At 66.2% G+C, this 18,981-nt stretch carries 18 protein-coding genes and 1 pseudogene; 11 read left to right on the plus strand and 8 right to left on the minus strand.

Annotation, left to right across the window (positions count from 1 at the left end; genetic code table 11):
- The 4 genes from BVH73_RS09285 (at position 1) to BVH73_RS09300 (ending at position 3,851) form a co-directional block, all read left to right on the plus strand.
- The gene (locus BVH73_RS09285; protein WP_079418048.1) at positions 1-1,206 is read left to right on the plus strand and encodes a phosphoglycerate kinase; all 1,206 of its coding nucleotides are present in this window, start codon (positions 1-3) and stop codon (positions 1,204-1,206) included.
- Between the two features lie 47 nt (positions 1,207-1,253).
- Complete coding sequence (gene fba / locus BVH73_RS09290; RefSeq protein WP_079418050.1) at positions 1,254-2,318, plus strand: class II fructose-bisphosphate aldolase; 1,065 nt, start codon at positions 1,254-1,256, stop codon at positions 2,316-2,318.
- 95 nt (positions 2,319-2,413) lie between these two features.
- Positions 2,414-2,971 (plus strand): thioredoxin family protein, encoded by a 558-nt coding sequence (locus BVH73_RS09295; RefSeq protein ID WP_079418052.1) that lies wholly within the window; start codon positions 2,414-2,416, stop codon positions 2,969-2,971.
- A 130-nt stretch (positions 2,972-3,101) separates the two neighbouring features.
- The gene (locus BVH73_RS09300; RefSeq protein WP_425444140.1) at positions 3,102-3,851 is read left to right on the plus strand and encodes an HAD family hydrolase; all 750 of its coding nucleotides are present in this window, start codon (positions 3,102-3,104) and stop codon (positions 3,849-3,851) included.
- A gap of 67 nt (positions 3,852-3,918) precedes the next feature.
- Here BVH73_RS09300 and BVH73_RS09305 read toward each other — a convergent pair whose 3' ends face one another.
- The 4 genes from BVH73_RS09305 to leuS form a co-directional block, all read right to left on the minus strand.
- On the minus strand, positions 3,919-4,566 hold the full coding sequence (locus BVH73_RS09305; protein ID WP_079420490.1) for a hypothetical protein: 648 nt from the start codon (positions 4,564-4,566) through the stop codon (positions 3,919-3,921).
- Between the two features lie 102 nt (positions 4,567-4,668).
- A complete protein-coding gene (gene holA / locus BVH73_RS09310) occupies positions 4,669-5,760 on the minus strand; it encodes a DNA polymerase III subunit delta (RefSeq protein ID WP_079418056.1) in 1,092 nt (363 codons plus the stop codon).
- The gene (locus tag BVH73_RS09315; RefSeq protein ID WP_079418058.1) at positions 5,760-6,323 is read right to left on the minus strand and encodes an LPS-assembly lipoprotein LptE; all 564 of its coding nucleotides are present in this window, start codon (positions 6,321-6,323) and stop codon (positions 5,760-5,762) included. Before BVH73_RS09315 ends, holA begins: the two co-directional genes overlap by 1 nt.
- Positions 6,324-8,954, minus strand: a complete 2,631-nt coding sequence (gene leuS, locus BVH73_RS09320; RefSeq protein ID WP_079418060.1) for a leucine--tRNA ligase — start codon at positions 8,952-8,954, stop codon at positions 6,324-6,326.
- Between the two features lie 544 nt (positions 8,955-9,498).
- Between leuS and BVH73_RS09325 the strand changes: the two genes are divergently transcribed.
- The 3 genes from BVH73_RS09325 to BVH73_RS09335 all read left to right on the plus strand — a co-directional run bounded on the left by BVH73_RS09325 (position 9,499) and on the right by BVH73_RS09335 (position 11,780).
- Positions 9,499-10,830, plus strand: coding sequence for an NAD(P)/FAD-dependent oxidoreductase (locus tag BVH73_RS09325; RefSeq protein WP_281250810.1), 1,332 nt, complete (start codon positions 9,499-9,501; stop codon positions 10,828-10,830).
- Between the two features lie 74 nt (positions 10,831-10,904).
- Entirely contained in the window at positions 10,905-11,267 is a 363-nt protein-coding gene (locus BVH73_RS09330) for an RT0821/Lpp0805 family surface protein (protein WP_079418063.1), read from the plus strand.
- Positions 11,268-11,486: 219 nt separating this feature from the next.
- Positions 11,487-11,780, plus strand: a complete 294-nt coding sequence (locus BVH73_RS09335; protein WP_245800309.1) for a hypothetical protein — start codon at positions 11,487-11,489, stop codon at positions 11,778-11,780.
- A 65-nt stretch (positions 11,781-11,845) separates the two neighbouring features.
- Here the strand turns inward: BVH73_RS09335 and BVH73_RS09340 are convergent, their stop codons facing one another.
- Positions 11,846-12,436: an HXXEE domain-containing protein gene (locus BVH73_RS09340; RefSeq protein ID WP_079420491.1), complete on the minus strand. Its 591-nt coding sequence runs from the start codon at positions 12,434-12,436 to the stop codon at positions 11,846-11,848.
- Positions 12,437-12,783: 347 nt separating this feature from the next.
- Here BVH73_RS09340 and BVH73_RS09345 point away from each other — a divergent pair, with 347 nt between their 5' ends.
- Positions 12,784-13,278: an SRPBCC family protein gene (locus tag BVH73_RS09345; protein ID WP_079418065.1), complete on the plus strand. Its 495-nt coding sequence runs from the start codon at positions 12,784-12,786 to the stop codon at positions 13,276-13,278.
- A gap of 48 nt (positions 13,279-13,326) precedes the next feature.
- Here BVH73_RS09345 and BVH73_RS09350 read toward each other — a convergent pair whose 3' ends face one another.
- Together BVH73_RS09350 and BVH73_RS09355 are read right to left on the minus strand one after the other, a co-directional pair.
- A complete protein-coding gene (locus BVH73_RS09350; protein WP_079420493.1) occupies positions 13,327-14,670 on the minus strand; it encodes an IS110 family RNA-guided transposase in 1,344 nt (447 codons plus the stop codon).
- 785 nt (positions 14,671-15,455) lie between these two features.
- A pseudogene (locus tag BVH73_RS09355) lies at positions 15,456-15,917 on the minus strand (IS110 family RNA-guided transposase); the annotation flags it as partial.
- A gap of 217 nt (positions 15,918-16,134) precedes the next feature.
- Between BVH73_RS09355 and BVH73_RS09360 the strand changes: the two are divergent.
- From BVH73_RS09360 to BVH73_RS09370, 3 genes are all read left to right on the plus strand, one after another.
- Positions 16,135-16,377, plus strand: a complete 243-nt coding sequence (locus BVH73_RS09360) for a type II toxin-antitoxin system Phd/YefM family antitoxin (RefSeq protein WP_079418066.1) — start codon at positions 16,135-16,137, stop codon at positions 16,375-16,377.
- Positions 16,374-16,637 carry a Txe/YoeB family addiction module toxin gene (locus BVH73_RS09365; protein ID WP_079418067.1) on the plus strand — a complete coding sequence of 88 codons (264 nt, stop codon included), beginning with the start codon at positions 16,374-16,376 and terminating at the stop codon, positions 16,635-16,637. The genes BVH73_RS09360 and BVH73_RS09365 overlap by 4 nt, the downstream gene beginning before the upstream one ends.
- Before the next feature lie 100 nt (positions 16,638-16,737).
- Positions 16,738-17,331: a gamma carbonic anhydrase family protein gene (locus BVH73_RS09370; protein WP_079418068.1), complete on the plus strand. Its 594-nt coding sequence runs from the start codon at positions 16,738-16,740 to the stop codon at positions 17,329-17,331.
- Between the two features lie 92 nt (positions 17,332-17,423).
- Here the strand turns inward: BVH73_RS09370 and gatB are convergent, their stop codons facing one another.
- Entirely contained in the window at positions 17,424-18,872 is a 1,449-nt protein-coding gene (gene gatB / locus BVH73_RS09375; RefSeq protein ID WP_079418070.1) for an Asp-tRNA(Asn)/Glu-tRNA(Gln) amidotransferase subunit GatB, read from the minus strand.
- Positions 18,873-18,981: the final 109 nt, after the last annotated feature.

Genomic DNA, 18,981 nt, shown 5'->3' on the forward strand with positions numbered 1-18,981 from the left:
ATGCAAATCCTGACCTTTGAAGAAGTGTGCAAGCGTGGCTTCGCCCAGGACAAGCGCGTGTTCATCCGCGCCGACCTGAACGTGCCGTTCAACGACAAGGGCGAGATCACCGAAGACACCCGCGTGCGCGCATCCGTGCCCGCCGTGAAGATGGCGCTCGACGCAGGCGCCGGGGTGATGATCACCTCGCATCTGGGACGTCCGACCGAAGGCGAATTCAAGCCCGAAGACTCGCTGGCCCCCGTGGCCAAGCGCCTGGGCGAGCTGCTTGGCCTGCCGGTCAAGCTGCAGGCCAACTGGGTGGACGGCGGCTTCGACGTGCGTCCCGGTGAAGTGGTCATGCTCGAGAACGCCCGCGTCAACAAGGGCGAGAAAAAGAATGACGACGCGCTGTCGCAAAAGATCGCCAAGCTCGCCGACATCTATGTGAACGACGCCTTCGGCACCGCGCACCGTGCCGAGGCGACCACCTACGGCATCGCCAAGCATGCGCACATCGCCTGCGCCGGGCCGCTGCTGGCCGCCGAGATCGACGCCATCAACCGCGCGCTGGCCAATCCGGCCCGGCCGCTGGTGGCCATCGTGGCGGGCTCCAAGGTGTCCACCAAGCTGACCATTCTTCAGAGCCTGGCCGACAAGGTCGATGGCCTGATCGTGGGTGGCGGCATCGCCAACACCTTCATGCTGGCCGAGGGTCTGCCCATCGGCAAGAGTCTGGCCGAGCCCGATCTGCTCGACGAGGCCCGCAAGGTCATCGCCAAGATGAAGGCGCGTGGCGCCGAAGTGCCCATTCCCGAGGACGTCGTGGTGGCCAAGCAGTTCAGCGCCACCGCCGAGGCCACCGTAAAAGACGCCAAGGACGTGGCCGCCGACGACCTGATTCTCGACATCGGCCCCAAGACCGCGGCCAAGCTCGCCGCCAAGCTGCAGGCGGCCGGCACCATCGTCTGGAACGGCCCGGTCGGCGTGTTCGAGTTCGACGCCTTTGCCAACGGCACCAAGACCCTGGCCGCGGCCATCGCCAGCAGCCCGGCGTTCTCCATCGCGGGCGGTGGCGACACCCTGGCCGCCATCGCCAAGTACGAGATCACCGACAAGATCGGCTACATCTCCACGGGCGGTGGCGCCTTCCTCGAGGTGCTCGAAGGCAAGCAGCTGCCGGCCTTTGAAATCCTGCAGCAGCGCGCCAAGCAGCCGCTGTCTTGATGCCCGACCATCGTTGATCCTGTCTTTCCCTTCTTGAGGAGTCCGTCATGGCCCTGATTTCCCTGCGTCAACTGCTCGACCACGCGGCCGAGCATTCCTACGGCGTCCCCGCCTTCAACGTCAACAACCTCGAACAGGTGCGCGCCATCATGGAAGCCGCCGACGAGACCAACTCGCCGGTCATCCTGCAGGCCTCGGCCGGTGCCCGCAAGTACGCCGGCGCGCCCTTCCTGCGTCACCTCATCGAGGCCGCAGTTGAAGAGTGGCCGCACATTCCCGTGGTCATGCACCAAGACCACGGCACCAGCCCCGGCGTGTGCCAGCGCTCCATCCAGCTGGGCTTCAGCTCGGTGATGATGGACGGCTCGCTGGGCACCGACGGCAAGACCCCGACCACCTACGACTACAACGTCGACGTCACCCGGCGCACCGTGGAAATGTCGCATTCCTGCGGCGTGTCGGTTGAAGGTGAACTGGGCTGCCTGGGCTCGCTCGAAACCGGCATGGCCGGCGAGGAAGACGGCATCGGTGCCGAAGGCACGCTCGATCACAGCCAGCTGCTGACCGATCCCGAGGAGGCTGCCGACTTCGTGAAGAAGACTCACGTTGACGCTCTGGCCATCGCCATCGGCACCAGCCACGGCGCGTACAAATTCACCCGTCCGCCCACTGGCGACATCCTGGCCATCGGCCGCATCAAGGAAATTCATGCCCGCATCCCCAACACCCACCTGGTGATGCACGGCTCCTCCTCGGTGCCGCAGGACTGGCTCAAGATCATCAACTCCTACGGCGGCGACATGGGCGAGACCTATGGCGTGCCGGTGGAAGAGATCGTCGAAGGCATCAAGCACGGCGTGCGCAAGGTCAACATCGACACCGATCTGCGCATGGCCTCCACCGGGGCCACCCGCAAGTTCCTGGCCGAGCATCCGAAAGAGTTCGATCCGCGCAAATTCCTCATCGCCTCCACCAAGGCCATGAAGGAGATCTGCAAGGCGCGTTACGAAGCCTTCGGCACCGCGGGCAACGCTTCCAAGATCAAGCCCATCACGCTCGACGCGATGGTCGGTCTGTACGAAAAGGGCAAGCTCGACCCCAAGGTCAACTGATCGCCCTCGGTCGCGCTGGGCAGCATCCAACCCCGGCCTTGCGCCGGGGTTGTCGTCTGTGCAGCACCTCCCCCTTACGCATTCAGGAGATTTCCATGGCAGCCACCGCCGACCCTCTGCAACGCGGCTTCGCCGCGCCTGATTTTTCCCTCCCCGGCGTCGATGGACGCACCTGGAGCCTGGCCGATGTGCGCGGCACCAACGGCACCCTGGTCATGTTTATCTGCAACCATTGCCCCTACGTGCAGGCCGTGGCCGACCGCATGGTGCGCGATGCACGCGAGCTGCGCGCCCTCGGGGTGCATGCCGTGGCCATCAGCAGCAACGATGTGGCGACCTATCCCGAAGACTCGTTCGACCACATGAAGCGCTTTTCGGACGGGCACGGTTTTGCCTTTCCGTATCTGTACGACGAATCGCAGGCGGTCGCGAAGGCCTATGGCGCCGTCTGCACGCCCGATTTCTTCGGCTTTAACGCCGCGCTGCAGCTTCAATACCGCGGCCAGCTCGACGCCTCGCGCAAGCAGGCCGCAGCGCCCGACGTGCGCCGCGACCTGTTCGAGGCCATGAAGCAGATCGCCGCCACTGGCGCCGGCCCGGACGAGCAGTACCCCAGCATCGGCTGCTCCATCAAGTGGAAGGATGCGGCATGAGCGCGCCGGGCCGCTCCCAAGCGCGCATCCCGCAGCGCGCCGCGCGGAGGGTCGTCCAAGTGAGCGCGCCGGGCCGCTCCCAAGCGCGCATCCCGCAGCGCGCCGTGCGGAGGGTCGTCCAGTGAGCGCTCTGCAGGCTTTGATTTTCGATGTCGACGGCACCCTGGCCGAGACCGAACGCGACGGTCACCGCATCGCCTTCAACCAGTCGTTCGTCGATGCCGGGCTCGACTGGCACTGGGACGTCCCGACCTACGGCCGTCTGCTCGCCATCACCGGCGGCAAGGAGCGCATGCTGGCCTACTGGCAGGAGATTGACCCGCAGGCGGCGTCGCGCCCCGAGACGGCCGGACTGATTGCCGAGCTTCACCGCCGCAAGACCGCGCATTACGTGCGACTGGTGGCAGAAGGCGGCATCGCGCTGCGGCCGGGCGTGCGCCGCGTGCTGGAGCAGGCCCGCAGCGCCGGTCTGCGCCTGGCGATCGCCACCACCACCACGCCCGACAATGTCGAGGCTCTCATCCACGCCACGCTGGGCGCCGGTGGCATGGACTGGTTCGAAGTCGTGGGCGCGGGCGACGCCGTGCCCCGCAAAAAACCCGACCCGGGCATCTATACCTGGGTGCTCGATCGCTTGGGCCTGCGCCCTGACCAGGCCCTGGCGTTCGAGGATTCCACCAACGGCCTGCGTGCGGCGCAGGGCGCGGGGCTGCGCACCATCGTGACCACCGGCGCCTATACCCGGCATGAAAATTTCGAGGGCGCACTGGCCTGGCTTGATGGCCTGGGCGACGCCGATGCGCCGGCCACCGGACGCGCCTGCGGCCATCCCTGGTCGGGCGCCGTCGGCCTGGCCGAGCTCAGGCAGTGGGCAGTCTGACGGTGGATGGGCCGCGGCTTTGGCCGCGGTCGAACCCGGAGGAACTCTGCGCCCGCCGCAACGGTCTTCAGCCGACCACGCTGAGCGACATCGGCGGCAGCAGAACGCCCTGCGCGTCCTCGGTGCCGAGGGCGCGCCGCAGATGGTCGATCTTCGGCGGGCTTGCCGTCGTGCCGCCCTGGGTGTACTGATCGAGCCGTGCGTCCTTGGCCACCCAGGTGCCCAGCTTCACGCGCACGGCCAGCGTGCTGCGATTGACCAGCAGCACGCGGCTGCCTTGCGGGCCGAGGAAGCTGGCGCCGCTGACCTGTCCGGGCGCCCCGGGAAAGTCGAGTTTGACCAGATTGCCGGCCTGTTCCGCCGCCCGGCTCCAGGCCGCAGCGAGCGGGCTGGGTGCGGGGCAGAGCATGGCCATCGGCAAGGCAGCCTGCTTTTCCGGCACCTTCACCTGATTGAGCGTGGTGAGCAGCGTGGCAGAGGCGTCGAGCTGCGCGGGCCACGCGGGCGCGGCGATCTTGACGCCGTGGCAGTCGGCCTGCAACGCGGGGAGCAATTGCGAGGGCAGCACACGCATCAGATCGTCCGGGCCCGCGGTGAAGCTGGGCGCGGTCTGGGCGAACGCGGAAGGCAGCAGAGCTGCGGCAGACAGGCCGATGGCGCTCAGAATCTGGGGCAGCCGAAGGGCGCGGGTTTGGCGAGGAGGCGAGAAGGGCATGGTGTTGCGGAGAAGGACGCCGCGAAACCAGCGGCCCATGCTCAGAGCTGCGCGGCGCGGCAGAGTTCACCAACCCGCGCGGCGCGGCGGTGTAACGGCCGCTCAGAGGGCGGGGCGCAGCACCAGTCGGCGGCCCTGACGCGCGCTGGGCGGTGTGGGCCAAAGCGCGTCGAGCATGGACAGGGCCAAGACCTGCAGCGCCTCCCACGGGGCGCGGGGCAGGGCATCGGGGCGCAGGCCTTTCACGGCCAGATCGCATTGCGCCGCCAACTGCAGCAGGCGCTCCAGATCGGGCGTGCGCAGGCGCGGCAAGGCGCGTTCCAGCAATTTCTCCTTCACGCCCCAGATGCGGTTGGCGCGCAGCAGCGCGGGCAGCCCCTGCCCCGCGTCCAGCCCGTGGCGGATGCGCAGCCAGGCGCGTAGGTCGTCGGCCAGCGTCCAGTGCACCAGCACCGGGGCCACGCCCTCGGCCTGCAGACCTTCGAGCATGCGGCGCAGGCGGGCGACATCGCCGCCCAGCACCGCCTCGCCGAGCTTGAACACGCTGTATCGCGCCACGTTCAGCACCGCCTGCTCGACCATGTCGGGATCGAGCGGGCCGGGCGGGCACAGCAGTGCCAGTTTTTCGATCTCCTGATGCGCCGCCAGCAGATTGCCTTCCACCCGCGCCACCAGAAAGTCGGTGAGCGCCCGTCCCGCGTCGCCCGGCGGGAGGGTGAAGCCGTGACGCTGCAATCGGGCGTTGATCCAGCGCGGCAGCTGCGCCAGTTCGACACTGTCCACGCGGACGGCCACGCCACCCTGGCTCAGGGCGCCGAACCAGGCCGACTTCTGGGTGGCCGCGTCCAGCCGCGGCAGCACCACGATGGCCATCACCTCGGCCGAGAGATGGCCGGCCAGCGCCGCCAGCGCCTCGCCGCCGTCGCGACCGGGCTTGCCGCCGGGAAGGCGCAGCTCGATGAGCCGCTTCCCGCCGAACAGGCTGATCTCGCGGCTGCCCGCGAGCAGGTGGCTCCAGTCGAAGCCGCGTTCCACCGTGTGGCTCTCGCGCTCGTCGAAGCCTTGCTGGCGGGCGCGCGCCCGAATGGCGTCGACGGCCTCGTTCACCAGCAGGGTTTCGTCGCCGTACACCACGTACAGCGCTTCGAGCTGGCGGGCGAGATGGGCGTCGAGCTGTTCCAAGGCAAGCTGCATCAGTCCTCCGACCCGTCGCCGGGGCGCTCCGGCGTAGGGGGCACCTTGACCGCGGCGAGCTGGTACATCAGACGGTTGATCAATTCCTCGCGCATGCCGCGGTAGAGCAGGTCGGACTCGTTGGCCTTGGCCAAGGTGGCGCTGGAGTTGTAGCTGAGATTGCTGGTCTGGGTCAGCTCGGTGGGGGCGATCAGCATCCGGCCCTGCGGCGTGGCGAGCTGAAAGCTCACGGTGTAGCGCAATTGGTACTGCGCTACGGTGCCATCGGCGTTGTAGGCCTGCGGGGTCTGCGTCTGCGAATCGGCCAGCAGGGTGAACACGGCTTGCGCCGACTTGGCGTCCGGCGCGATGCGGGTCGACGTGGTCGCGGCGATCTGGCGCTTGAGGGCGATGACGAAGGCCGAGGTCTCGGCACCCGCCACGTACAGCGTGCTGAACGACAGATTGGTCGAGCCGCGCAGGCGGAACCCGCAGGCGCTCAGGCCCAGGACGGGGCCGACGGCGGCAAGGCCGCGCAGCACGGCGCGGCGGGTGTGGCGGGCATCGAGGCTGCGGCGCGTCATTCAGACCACCACATTGACCAGCCGCCCGGGCACCACGATGACCTTCTTCGCGGCCTTGCCCTCGCTGAACTTGGCGAAGTCGGCGCTGGCCAGTGCGGCAGCCTCGATCGTGGCCTTGTCGGCACCGGCCGCGACCTGAATGGCGCCGCGCAACTTGCCGTTGACCTGCAACATGAGCTCGATCGTGTCCTGCACCAGCGCGGCCTCGTCGATCTGGGGCCAGGGCGCGTCGAGCAGATCGCCATGTTCGTCGGCGTAGCCCAGCTCGGACCACAGCGCATGGGCGATGTGCGGCGTGGCGGGGTAGAGCACGCGCAGCAGAATGCCGAAGCCCTCACGCAGTGCGGCGGGCATGCCCGCAGCGGCGGCGTCCGCGCCTTCAAGGGCGTTGAGCAGCTTCATCGCGCCCGACACCACCGTGTTGTACTGCATGCGGCCGTAGTCGAAATTCACCTGTTGCAAGGTCTGGTGCACCTCGCGGCGCAGCTTGCGGGCGGCCTCGCCCGGCTCGTCGTTGGATGAGTCCGGGGCGCCCAGCTTCAGCCCGAAGGCCCACACCCGCTTGAGGAAGCGGTGCGCACCCTCCACCGCGGCGTCGTTCCACTCCAGGGTGGCTTCGGGCGGTGCGGCGAACATGGTGAACAGGCGGGCGGTGTCGGCGCCGAAGCGGTCGATGAGATCCTGCGGATCGACGCCGTTGTTCTTGCTCTTGCTCATGGTGCCCACGCCGCCGTAGTCCACGGCCGAGCCGTCGGCCTTGAGCTTGGCGGCGACGATCTTGCCGTGGGCGTCGACGACGTTCTCGACCTCGTGCGGCCAGAAATACTCGATGCCGCCCTGCGGCGTCTTGCGCGAGTAGATGTGGTTGAGCACCATGCCCTGGGTGAGCAGACGGGTGAAGGGCTCGTCGGCCTTGACCAGCCCCAGGTCGCGCATCACCTTGGTCCAGAAACGCGCATACAGCAGGTGCAGGATGGCGTGCTCGATGCCGCCGATGTACTGGTCCATCGGCATCCAGTAGTCGGTGCGGGCATCGACCATGGCGCCGTGGTTGTCGGCGCAGGTGTAGCGCATGAAGTACCAGCTCGAATCGACGAAGGTGTCCATGGTGTCGGTCTCGCGCTTGGCCGGCTTGCCGCATTGCGGGCAAGCGACGTTCACGAACTCGGCGCATTGGTGCAGCGGGTTGCCGCTTCCGTCAGGGATGAGGTTCTCGGGCAGCACCACCGGCAAATCCTTCTCGGGCACCGGCACCGCACCGCAATCCGGGCAGTGAATGATGGGGATCGGCGTGCCCCAGTAGCGCTGGCGGCTCACGCCCCAGTCGCGCAGGCGCCAGGTGGTGCGCTTCTCGCCCAGCCCCTTGGCTGTGAGCCGCTGCGCGATCTGATCGACCGCTGCGGCATAGGGCAGGCCATCGAGCTCGCCCGAGTTGACGCAAACCGCGCGCTGCTTGTCGCCATACCACTCGGCCCAGGCTTCGGTGGAGAAGGACTCGTTCCCGACGGCGACCACCTGCTTGATCGGCAGACCGTACTTCTTGGCGAAGGCGAAGTCGCGCTCGTCGTGCGCGGGCACGCCCATCACCGCGCCGTCGCCGTAGCTCATCAGCACATAGTTGCCCACCCACACCGGCACGTCGGCGCCAGTGAGAGGGTGGGTGACGGACAGCCCGGTGGGCATGCCTTCCTTGTCCTTGGTCGCCAGCTCGGCTTCGGTGGTGCCGCCGGCCTTGCACGACGCGATGAACGCGGCCAGCGCCGCGTTGTCGCGTGCCGCATGCTCGGCCAGCGGATGCTCGGGCGCCACGGCGCAGAAGGTCACGCCCATGATGGTGTCCGCCCGGGTGGTGAACACGTACATGCGCCCGTCCTGAATCGGTGCGCCTTGCGCATCGCGGATGGTGTGGGTGAAGGCGAAACGCACGCCGGCACTCTTGCCGATCCAGTTCTCCTGCATGAGCCGCACCCGCTCGGGCCAGCCGGCGAGGTAGTTCTTGTCTTCGGGGTCGGCCACGGCGGCCAGCAGTTCCTCGGCGTAGTCGGTGATCTTGAGGTAGTAGCCGGGAATCTCGCGCTTCTCCACCACGGCGCCGCTGCGCCAGCCGCGACCGTCGATCACCTGTTCGTTGGCCAGCACGGTCTGGTCCACCGGGTCCCAGTTGACCACCTGGGTGCGGCGCTCGGCGATGCCCTTTTCGAGCATCTTGAGGAACAGCCACTGATTCCACGTGTAGTACTCGGGCGAGCAGGTCGCCACCTCGCGGCTCCAGTCGATCGCCAGACCCATGGCCTTCATCTGCCGCTTCATATAAGCGATGTTGTCGTAGGTCCACTTCGCCGGGGGGACCTTGTTTTTCATGGCCGCGTTTTCGGCCGGCAGACCGAAGGCGTCCCAGCCCATCGGCATGAGCACGTTGTGCCCGTTCATCCGCAGATGGCGGGTGAGCATGTCGTTGATGGTGTAGTTGCGCACATGGCCCATGTGCAGCTTGCCCGAGGGGTAGGGCAGCATGGAGCAGGCGTAGAACTTCTCGCCCGGCTTGTCTTCGCGCACGCGGTAGGCATCGGTGCTTTGCCAGTGGGCTTGCGCGGCGGCTTCCACCGCGCTGGCGTCGTACTTCTCGTTCATCGTGAGGCTTGCAGGTTGAGGCCGCGCGGGCGCCCGGACAGCGGGCGGCGGCGTAGCCGTGCATGTTAGGGCAACGCTGCACAAGTCCTTCGCGCGTCGCGCCTCCTGTGCGCGGGCGGTCTGCGGCGTTGCAAATCCTCGCTCTATTGATCCGCCACCCCACCCCAACCCTCCCCACAAGTGGAGAGGGAGCCAACACGCCGCCCCCACAGCGTGGGGGCGGTCGGGAGGGGCTTACGCAGATCACGCGTAGCGCTGTTTTCTCCTCCCCCACGTCGTGGGGGAGGTTGGGAGGGCTTACGCAGATCGCGCGCAGCGCAGTTTTCTCCTCCCCCACGTCGTGGGGGAGGTTGGGAGGGGGAGACGCCGGCATGGCGAGGCCCATTGACCCGTTCATCCTTCTCCAGGCCAGATCAATCGCTTGCCCCGCGGCCAGGCGCGCGCCCTCACGAAAACTTGTTCAGCGTCGCCCAAGGCGAGACGCCGCTTGCGCCCAGGGGCAAGGCAGTCTCCAATGTTGGCATTGCTCCGACGACCCAACGCCATGCCCCAAATGCCCACCGATTCCACGCTGCCTCGCATTGTCATCGTCGGAGGCGGTGCCGGCGGGCTGGAGCTGGCCACCCGCCTGGGCGACACCCTGGGGCGTCGGCGCCAGGCCGACATCACCTTGATCGAACGGGGCCGCAGTCATCTCTGGAAGCCGCTGCTGCATCAGGCGGCGGCCGGCACCCTCGGCATCGACGACAACGAGCTGAACTACCTCGCCCAATCCACCTGGCACCATTTCAAGTACCGGCTCGGCGCCATGGACGGCCTCGACCGCGAGCGCCGCGAAGTGCGGGTGGCCCCCACGCTCGACGAGAGCGGGCGCGAGATCGTGCCCCGCCGCCGCATCGGCTACGACATACTGGTGATCGCCGTGGGCAGTCAGAACAACGACTTCGGCACGCCCGGCGCGGCCGAACATGCCATTGCCCTCGATACGCCCGAAGACGCCCGGCGCTTTCACCGGCGCCTGGTGAACGCCTGCATCGCCGCCAACACCCAAAGCGGCCCGCTGCGGCCGGAGCAGCTCAAGGTCGTGGCCATCGGCGCTGGGGCGACCGGGGTGGAACTGGTGGCCGAGCTGCACAACGCCACGCGGGTGCTGGCCGCCTATGGCCTCGACCGCATCGACCCCGAGCGTGATGTGCGCCTCAGCCTGGTGGAGGCCGCGCCCCGCATCCTGCCCGCGCTGTCCGAGCGGCTGTCGGCCGCCGCCGCAGGCGAGCTGGCCAAGCTCGGCGTGCAGATGCATACCGGCAAGCGCGTGACCGAAGTCACCGCCACGGGGGTGCGCACCGCGGACGGCGACTTTCTGCCCGCCGAACTGGTGGTCTGGGCGGCGGGCGTCAAAGCCCCGGATTTCCTGCGCGACCTCGGCGGGCTCGAGACCAACCGCATCAACCAGCTCGTGGTGCGCCCCACGCTGCAGACCAGCCGCGACGACGCCATCTACGCCCTGGGCGACTGCGCCGCCTGCGCCTGGGAAGGCCATGCAGCCAACGTGCCGCCGCGCGCCCAGGCCGCGCACCAGCAGGCCAGCCTCATCGCCCGGCAGATCACGCGGCAATTGCAGGGCAGGCCGCTGCTGACCTTTCGTTACCGCGACTTCGGCTCGCTGGTGTCGCTGGGCGAGCACAGCACCGTGGGCAATCTCATGGGCGGTCTATCGAAGGGCAGCATGTTCATCGAGGGGCACTTCGCCCGCTTCATCTACTGGCTGCTTTACCGCATGCATCTGCACGCCCTGCACGGTTTCTGGAAAACCGTCTTCCTCACGCTGGCGCGCCTGATTTCGCGGACCACCGAGCCGCGCATCAAGCTGCATTGAGGCAGCATCCGCCGTGCGCATCGACGATTGACGGTTAGCATTGCCCTGAACCGAACGCACTTTGGAGAGCACCGATGAGACACAAATCCTGGCTGGTCATGCTGGGCTTGGCCGTGTGGGCTTCCACGGCATGGGCGAACAACTGGACGCCGATCCTGAAGAACACGCCCCTGCAGCGATTCGGACAGGCCGACATCGACGATCTGTCACGCGAAGGCGCGTCATTTCTCGGCAGCGACGCCACGCGGCTCGAGTGGCACAACCCCAAGAGCGGCGCCGGAGGCAGCTTCAAGCTGGAGGCCACCGCCGAGCAGGAGGGGCGGCTTTGCAAGACCTTTGAGGTCACCCTCTACACCCGGCGCGACCCGGCGCAATCCGCCAGGGTTCGGGCCTGCCGCGAGCCTGCGGGCGGCTGGCGGTTGATCGACGTCCCCTAACGGTGATGCTTCAATAGGTCGTTCACCCGGACAGGTCTGGGAAACTGACGTTGCCACGCTTCAGGATCCCAGAACTACGAACTGGTCATCAAGCACAAGGTGCGCACGGGGTGGGGCAGCGACATCCTGTTCGCCCCGGCCGCATTCCATTCGTAGGGGCGCTGGCGGCCGGGCGTGGTGGACAATGCGCGTCCAGACCACCGGGGGTGCCCCATGAGCATGAAAAAGACAGACCTTGAAAAACACCTCGCCAAGAAGCTCGACGGCAAGCTGAAGTCGGGCACGATCCCGCAGCGCTTTGGCCAGGGCGCCAAGGCCATGGCCGCGAAGGCCGAGGCCAAACCCAAAGACGCCGCGCCCAAGCTGGTGCCGCTGACCTGCAAGCTGCCCGCCGATCTGGCACAACGCCTGCGCGACCGCGCCGTGACCGTCGAGGGCGGCGTGAATGCCATCCTGACCCAGGCGGCGACGCAGTGGCTCGACTCGACCGTGGCTTCAGAGTCGAAGCCGTGAGAGCGGCGCCGTAGCGAGGACAGCCCCCCGATGGGGCTGCGACCTTCGAGCCGGGTCGTTCCGCGTCAGCCGCGCCGATTGCCCTGAGCCCGTTGTAAGGCGACCAGGCGGCGGTGGACGTGGATCAGGATGGCGGCGTGGATGGCGATGGCCAGCAGCAGGCTCACCCCTTGTTCCAGCGCGGTGGCCTGGCCGGTTTTCCCGATCAGCCACAGCGTGGTGCCGCCCAGCGGCAGGAAGATCACCAGCGCGGTGGCGAGCCCCGGGTTGTAGCGCCTGAAGATCAAGGCATGCACGATGTGCACGAAGGCGTTGACCAGTGCCAGATCCACGGCAATGAGCGCCCAGCCGGGGTTCACGGTCACCGCGGCATACAGCGATAGCGCCATCACGCCCCACACGCCCGGCACGTTGATGATGAAGACCGCCAGGGGCGAGAGCACGTCGTAGCCCTTGCCGATGGTCTGATTGAGGAACAGACGGAAGCGGTCATCGTCATGCTCCTCGTATTGATGAAGCATGTACGCCGGGAGGAGGAGAAAGGCCGCGGCAAGCGGGACCGACCAATCGGCGAGCAGCAGCGGCGAAAGCAGGAGCAGCAGAAGCCCGGCGAGAAAGCCGCCATAGACCCAGTAGGTGATCAAGCGTTGCAACATGAGGCGGTCTCCAAGGGGCGCCTGCGCGATCTTGCGCGGCTGCATCGAAATGTACGTTGGCGAGCGCCGCGACTTTGGGGTTAAGCCATGAAGGACGGGTGCGCAGAGCGTCCGCGATGCGACTGGCGAACCCTTCGCGAAGGCGCGTGGATAGACGACTGGGTGTGCCCGTAAACTCAAGCGCACATGGGCCTTTGACTGCGCCCCGGCGCCGAGGTATTCAGCGGCTTGCGGCCCGCCCTGCCGCTTTGGTATGGCGGCAGATGACCGGATTATTTTGTCGGATAACATCGGTCATCGACGTTATTTGACGGCCTACATTACGTTAGGCATCACAGGGCAACTCCGTGCGCGTCGTCAACGTTCACGAACGCAACCTCAGTTCCGGCCCGGAACGCGCTGCGCGTCTTCTGGATTCGCTGTCTTCCACCGAGGATGTTCTTTGGCCATCGAAGCACTGGCCTTGCATGCGCTTGAACAAGCCCCTCGGACTTGGCGCGACAGGAGGCCATGGCCCACTCCGCTACTCCGTCATCGAGTACGAACCAGGCAAGAAGTTCACCTTTCAGTTCCTTTCTCCCCGGGGGTTCGTAGGCAAGCACTGGTTCGAGATCCTGCGCCACGGTACGAATGGCACCACTCTCAGGCACACGATCGACATGTCGCTCAGCGGGTCCGCCCTGCTGTCCTGGCCCATCGCCATCCGGCCTCTGCATGACGCACTTGTCGAAGACGCCCTGACCAATGCGCAGGTAGTGCTTGGCGAGTCGCCTACTCCGGCATCCTGGTCTCTGTGGGTCCGCCTTCTGCGCAAGTTCGTCGGCGGTCGCAGCAAGCGGTGATGCCTCTCAAGAAACACCTGAGAGCTGATTGATTTTCATGGTGTTTTTTTAGGCGGTGCTGTGGGCGGGTACGAGCTGCATGCCCATGGCTTTGGCCTTCTGGGTGAGGTTGTGCAAGACGCGCTGACGGTAACGCTCCTCGAAGTAGTCCTGCCCCCTGTCGGTGTACTCCTGGCCGTGGGTGAGCATGGCGTAGATCAGTCGGGCCAGCTTGTGGGCAGCGGCCGTGACGGCCTTGGGTTTGTCCATGCGTGCGCACAGGCGCCGGAAATACGCGCCCAGGGCCGACTGGCTCGAACGCAAGGCCGCAGCGGCCAGACGCAGCGCCTGGGCCGCGCGGTTGGCGCAGCGCTTGGTCTTGCCACTCATGACCTTGCCCCCGGTGATCTTGGTGCCCGGACACAAACCCAGCCAGGAAGCGAAGTGCTTGTCGCTGGGGAACTTGCCCATGTCGGCGCCCACCTCCGAGACCACCACCAGCGCGGTGGTCACATCGATGCCATCGATGCGCGTGAGGTCCACGCCGCACATCTGGAAGAGCTGTGTGCGCAGATCGAACTTCGGGGCATTGCGGGCGCGTCCGCGCTTCTTGCCCGCTGCCGGTTCGTCTTCTCGCACATGCAGTGCCTGCAACTGGGCCTGAATCTGCGCATCGCACTCGGCCAGTTGGGTGCCGCAGAAGTCGAACGCGTCCAGGGCCTGCTTCAGGGCAAAGAGGTGCTCGGCGCGCCAACTGCCTTGCAGGCTCTTGGCGATGTCGTCCTCGCTGGCGCGGATGCGCGCGTTCTTGAGCTTGGCCAGTGTCAGTCCGTCGCGCTCGCCCGCGACGATGGCGCGCAGGATCTTCTGACCGGTCTCACCGACCACGTCGGAGATGACGTTGGCCAGCTGCATGTTCATCTGTGTCAGGGCCTTTTGCATGTGCTGCACGAAGCGGCCCTGGCTGCGCAGCAGCATGGTGCGCTGGCGGGTGAGCGCGCGCAGGGCGCAGACCTGTTCGGCCGGCCGGAAGGCTCCGCGCAGCAGGCCAAAGCTCATGAGCTGCTGCAGCCACTGGCAGTCCAGCACGTCGCTCTTGCGGCCCGAGACGTTTTTGACATGGCGGGCGTTGACCAGAAGAACGGTGAAGCCGCGCGAATCCAGCAGCTCGTACAACGGTATCCAGTAGACGCCGGTGGATTCCATGGCCACAGTGTCCACGCAGCAGGCGTCGAGCCAGTCGGCCAGGCGGTGCAGGTCGGCGGTGAAGCAGGCGAACTCGCGCACGGGCTCGTCGTCTCGGTCCGGTGGCACGGCCACGAAGTGCGAGGCGCCGCCGATGTCGATACCGGCGGCGTTGGGGTGGGTCAGGGTGATGGCCGACTCTGTAGTGGGCCTCTTGCGGTGTGCCATGACATCCTCCATCATGAAAAGTGGAACGTGGCACCGGCTCGGGTACGTCGTCTTGATCACTCTCTCAAACGGGATGCCTGCACCAGACCGAAGCGGCCCGGCACAGGCTCACCAATGTCGATGACGCAGCCCACGACCACGCTAACCCGCGGGCAATGTGCACCATTGCTACTTCGGTCTTCGCCAGTGCTACGTTCCACCTTCTCACATTCCGCGTGCAAATGCCACGAGTTTCTTCGGCGCGATTTGCGGCGCGGACGGGCCGATTACTTCGCTAACCCCTCGCTCAAGCGGAGCGCCAACGGCAGGCCACCAGGCCCGGGCCTGCGGTACTCCGTCCATTTTCACAGGCCCGGGCCTGGCGTCCCGCCACTGTCGCCCGCTTAGCTCAAACTACAAGGGCTTCCCTTCGAAAGTCAAACACCGATCCAGCCGTGAAGCATCGCAGGGCGATAGATCACGAGGCGGGCATTGGAATGACGGTTTTCCACCCTCAGCGCCGGACCTGCGTTGCTCACAGAGCAAGGGATGCGGACAGCGAAACTACAAACGGTCATGGATGCTGCTTGAATGGCAGCGGACCCTGATGAAAGACGCGCGCGGGGGACCCATTCGTTAGCCGAGGAGGGTCGATGCTTGCATCGACCCTGGACTCCTTGAGTTAAACGGTCACGCCCCGCGCAGGTCCAACCTTGACTCATCAACGGCGGCGGCTGCACGCGGTGGTGGAAATGGAATCAAATCTCCTCTTGTTGGCTGAGGTGTTCGGTTGAGCCACTCGGTGCTCAGGTCGGCAATTGGAAGGCCTCGCCCCGACTGAGCACCGCCCAGCACATGCGGGCGTTCTTGGCCGCGATCGCCACCACCGCCTTCCAGTAGCCGCGTCGCTGCGCCAGCGCCGTGGCCCAGCGGCTGATCGGGTCGCTCTTGTTCTTGGCCGCCGCCAGCACCGCTCTGGCGCCCAACACCAGCAAACTGCGCAGGTACGGGTCGCCGGCCTTGGTGATGCGGCCCAGACGCTGCTTGCCGCCCGAGCTGTACTGGCCGGGCACCAGACCGAGCCAGGCACACAGTTGGCGCCCGCATTTGAAGTCTCGGCCATGGCCGAGGGTGCTCAAGAGCGCGGTGGCCGTGATCTCCCCAACCCCCGAGAGTTGCATCAGGCGCTGGGCTTCGGTGCTTTGTCGGGCCATGACTCGGATGTGCTGGTCGTACTGGGCGACGCGTTCATCGAGCCGGGTGACCTTCCCCTTCCATAAAACGAGTGCGTTGATGAGAGATTGCACTTCCCATCGTGGCACCTCGATGCCGTACCCCGCAACTGCGCGGATCACTCGGGACGGGGAAGTCCCTTTCGTTCGTTATGCATTTTCATACGAGCGCATGGCCAAGTCAGCGAGCCAGAAGCTAGGCACTTGACAATCCGTACCAATTAACGTACGTTTCGTGGCTTAGGAGTTCATCATGCAAACACTCTCCGCTAGCGAAGCACGCGCCAACCTCTACCGCCTAATGGATCAGGCAGCTGAGTCGCATCAGCCAATCACAATTGCAGGCAAGCGCCATGACGCTGTGCTCTTGGCGGCAGAGGACTGGCAAGCAATTCAGGAAACGCTGTATCTGCTTTCTGTTCCCGGCATGCGCGAGTCCATCAAAGAAGGAATGACCGAACCCATCGATGCTTGCTCTAAGGAGCTTGACTGGTGAGTTGGGAAGTCGTTTACACCAAGCACGCTCAAAAGGACGCTCAGAAACTCGCCGCGAATGGACTGAAGGCCAAAGCCCAAGAGCTCTTGGCCGTCATCAAAGAGAATCCCTTCCAAAACCCGCCGCCATACGAGAAGCTGGTTGGTGATCTGGATGGCGCCTATTCCCGGCGAATCAACATTCAGCATCGACTCGTTTACGAGGTGCTGCAAGAGCAGCGAATCGTCAAGGTTTTGCGCATGTGGTCGCACTATGCATGAGTCTTGCCTTGGTCTGCGCATCTCGCACCAAGGCCTAACGGGCGGTTCAACGCGGACAAAAATACTCCGCATTTTTGCCGGTTAACCTCAACCCAACGCCATGCTCATCGAACATCTCGGCAAGTCGCCTGTCGTCGATCCCACGGCCTTCGTCGCACCCAACGCCGTCGTTTGTGGTGACGTCCGCATCGGTCCCGGTGCCCGCATTCTTTTTGGCGCCCAGATCATCGCGGAGGGCGGGTCGATCTCGATCGGACGGGAGTGCATCGTCATGGAGAACGCGGTTCTCCGTAGCTCGGCGGCTCATCCGCTGACTCTGGGCTCAAACTGCCTGGTTGGGCCGAATGCGCACGTGGTGGGCTGCACGATCGAGAACGAAGTCTTCCTCGCCACGGGCTGCGCTGTTTTCCATGGGGCGCATATTGGCGCGGGTTCGGAAGTGCGCATCCATGGCGTCGTGCACCTGAAAACTCGGCTCGCTTCAGGCACCACGGTTCCCATAGGCTGGGTGGCGGTCGGAAACCCCGCGCAGCTATTCCCCGCGAGCGAGCATGACGCTATCTGGAAGGTGCAGGAGCCCCTGAATTTTCCGCTCACCGTGTATGGCTTCGAGCGCAGCGAGGCGAGCATGATCAAGATCACGCAGCGGCTATCGCAAGCCCTCGCGAGCCACCTGGGCGACCGCGCCGCTTAAGGCAACGCGCGCACAAGTCCTCGCGTGTCGCGCGTGCTGTGGCGGGCGGTCTGGGGCCTTGCGCATGCACGCCACCGCCAGCCGCCGCCGCTTTACCCCACGGCCTTCTTCAGCATCTCACCGACCTGCTGCGGGTTGGCGCGGCCGCCGGTGGCTTTCATGACTTGGCCGACCAGGGCGTTGAGGGCCTTGTCTTTGCCAGCGCGGTATTCCTCGACGTTCTTCGGGTTGGCGGCGAGCACGGCATCGACGGCGGCCTGGAGAGCTGCGCTGTCGTTGACCTGGGCCAGGCCGCGGGCGTCGATGATGGCGCTGACCTCGCCGCCCTGCTCGCCCGCCCACAGCGCGCCGAAGACTTCTTTGGCGGTCTTGCTCGACAGGGTGCCGTCGTCGATCTTGCGGGTGAGCGCGGCGAGTTGCGCGGCGGTGACGGGGCTATTCGAGATGTCGCGCTCGTCGCGGTTGAGCTGGGCGGCGAGTTCGCCCATGATCCAGTTGGCGGCCAGTTTGGGCGCGGCGCCCGCGGCCACGCAGGCCTCGAAGTAGGCGGCGTGGGCGCGGGTCTGGGTCATCTGCGCGGCGGCGTCGGCGCTCAGGCCATGCGCCGCGACGAAGCGCGCGGCCATCTGGCCGGGAAGCTCGGGCATGTCGGCGCGCACCCGCTCGATCCAATCGGGCGCGATGACCAGTGGCGGCAGGTCGGGGTCGGGGAAGTAGCGGTAGTCGTGCGCGTCTTCCTTGGTGCGCATGGTGCGGGTCTCGCCCTTGTCGGGGTCGTACAGCCGGGTTTCCTGCACGACCTTGCCGCCGTCTTCGAGGAGTTCGATCTGGCGGCGCACTTCGAATTCGATGGCTTTTTCGAGAAAGCGAAAGCTGTTGAGGTTCTTGATCTCGCAGCGCGTGCCCAGGGGCTCGCCGGGGCGGCGCACGGAGACGTTGGCGTCGCAGCGGAACGAGCCTTCCTGCAGGTTGCCGTCGCAGATGCCCAGCCACATGACGAGCGCATGCAGCGCGCGGGCGTACTCGGCGGCTTCGCGGGCGCTGCGCATGTCGGGCTCGGTGACGACTTCGAGCAGCGGCGTGCCCGCGCGGTTGAGGTCGATGCCGCTGGCGGCGTTGCCCGCGCGGTCGAACAGGCCGGCTTCGTGCAGCGACTTGCCCGCGTCTTCTTCGAGGTGGGCGCGGGTGAGCTGCAGGCGGTGCGGCTTGCCGTCCACGACGAAATCGACCACCCCGCCCTGCACCACGGGAATCTCGTACTGGCTGATCTGGTAGCCCTTGGGCAGGTCAGGGTAGAAGTAGTTCTTGCGGGCGAAGACGGAGCGCGGGGCGATGGTTGCGCCCAAGGCGAGGCCGAGGCGGATGGCGCGTTCCACCGCGGCGCGGTTGGCCACCGGCAGCACGCCGGGCAGCGCCAGATCGACGGCGCAGGCCTGGGTGTTGGGCGCGGCGCCGAACGCGGTGGACGCGGCGGAAAACATCTTGGATTGGGTGGAGAGCTGAACGTGGGTTTCCAGCCCGATGACCACTTCCCATGACATGGTGCGATTCCTTAAGTTGAACCCAGATTGTCCAATAGGCGGCGCGTTGCGCCTACGCGGGCGCTGGCGGGTGGATTGGGGCGTCTTTGCCCGCGTGCTTCGCGCCCAT

The sequence above is a fragment of the Thiomonas intermedia genome, assembly GCF_002028405.1.
Lineage (GTDB): Bacteria > Pseudomonadota > Gammaproteobacteria > Burkholderiales > Burkholderiaceae_C > Thiomonas > Thiomonas intermedia.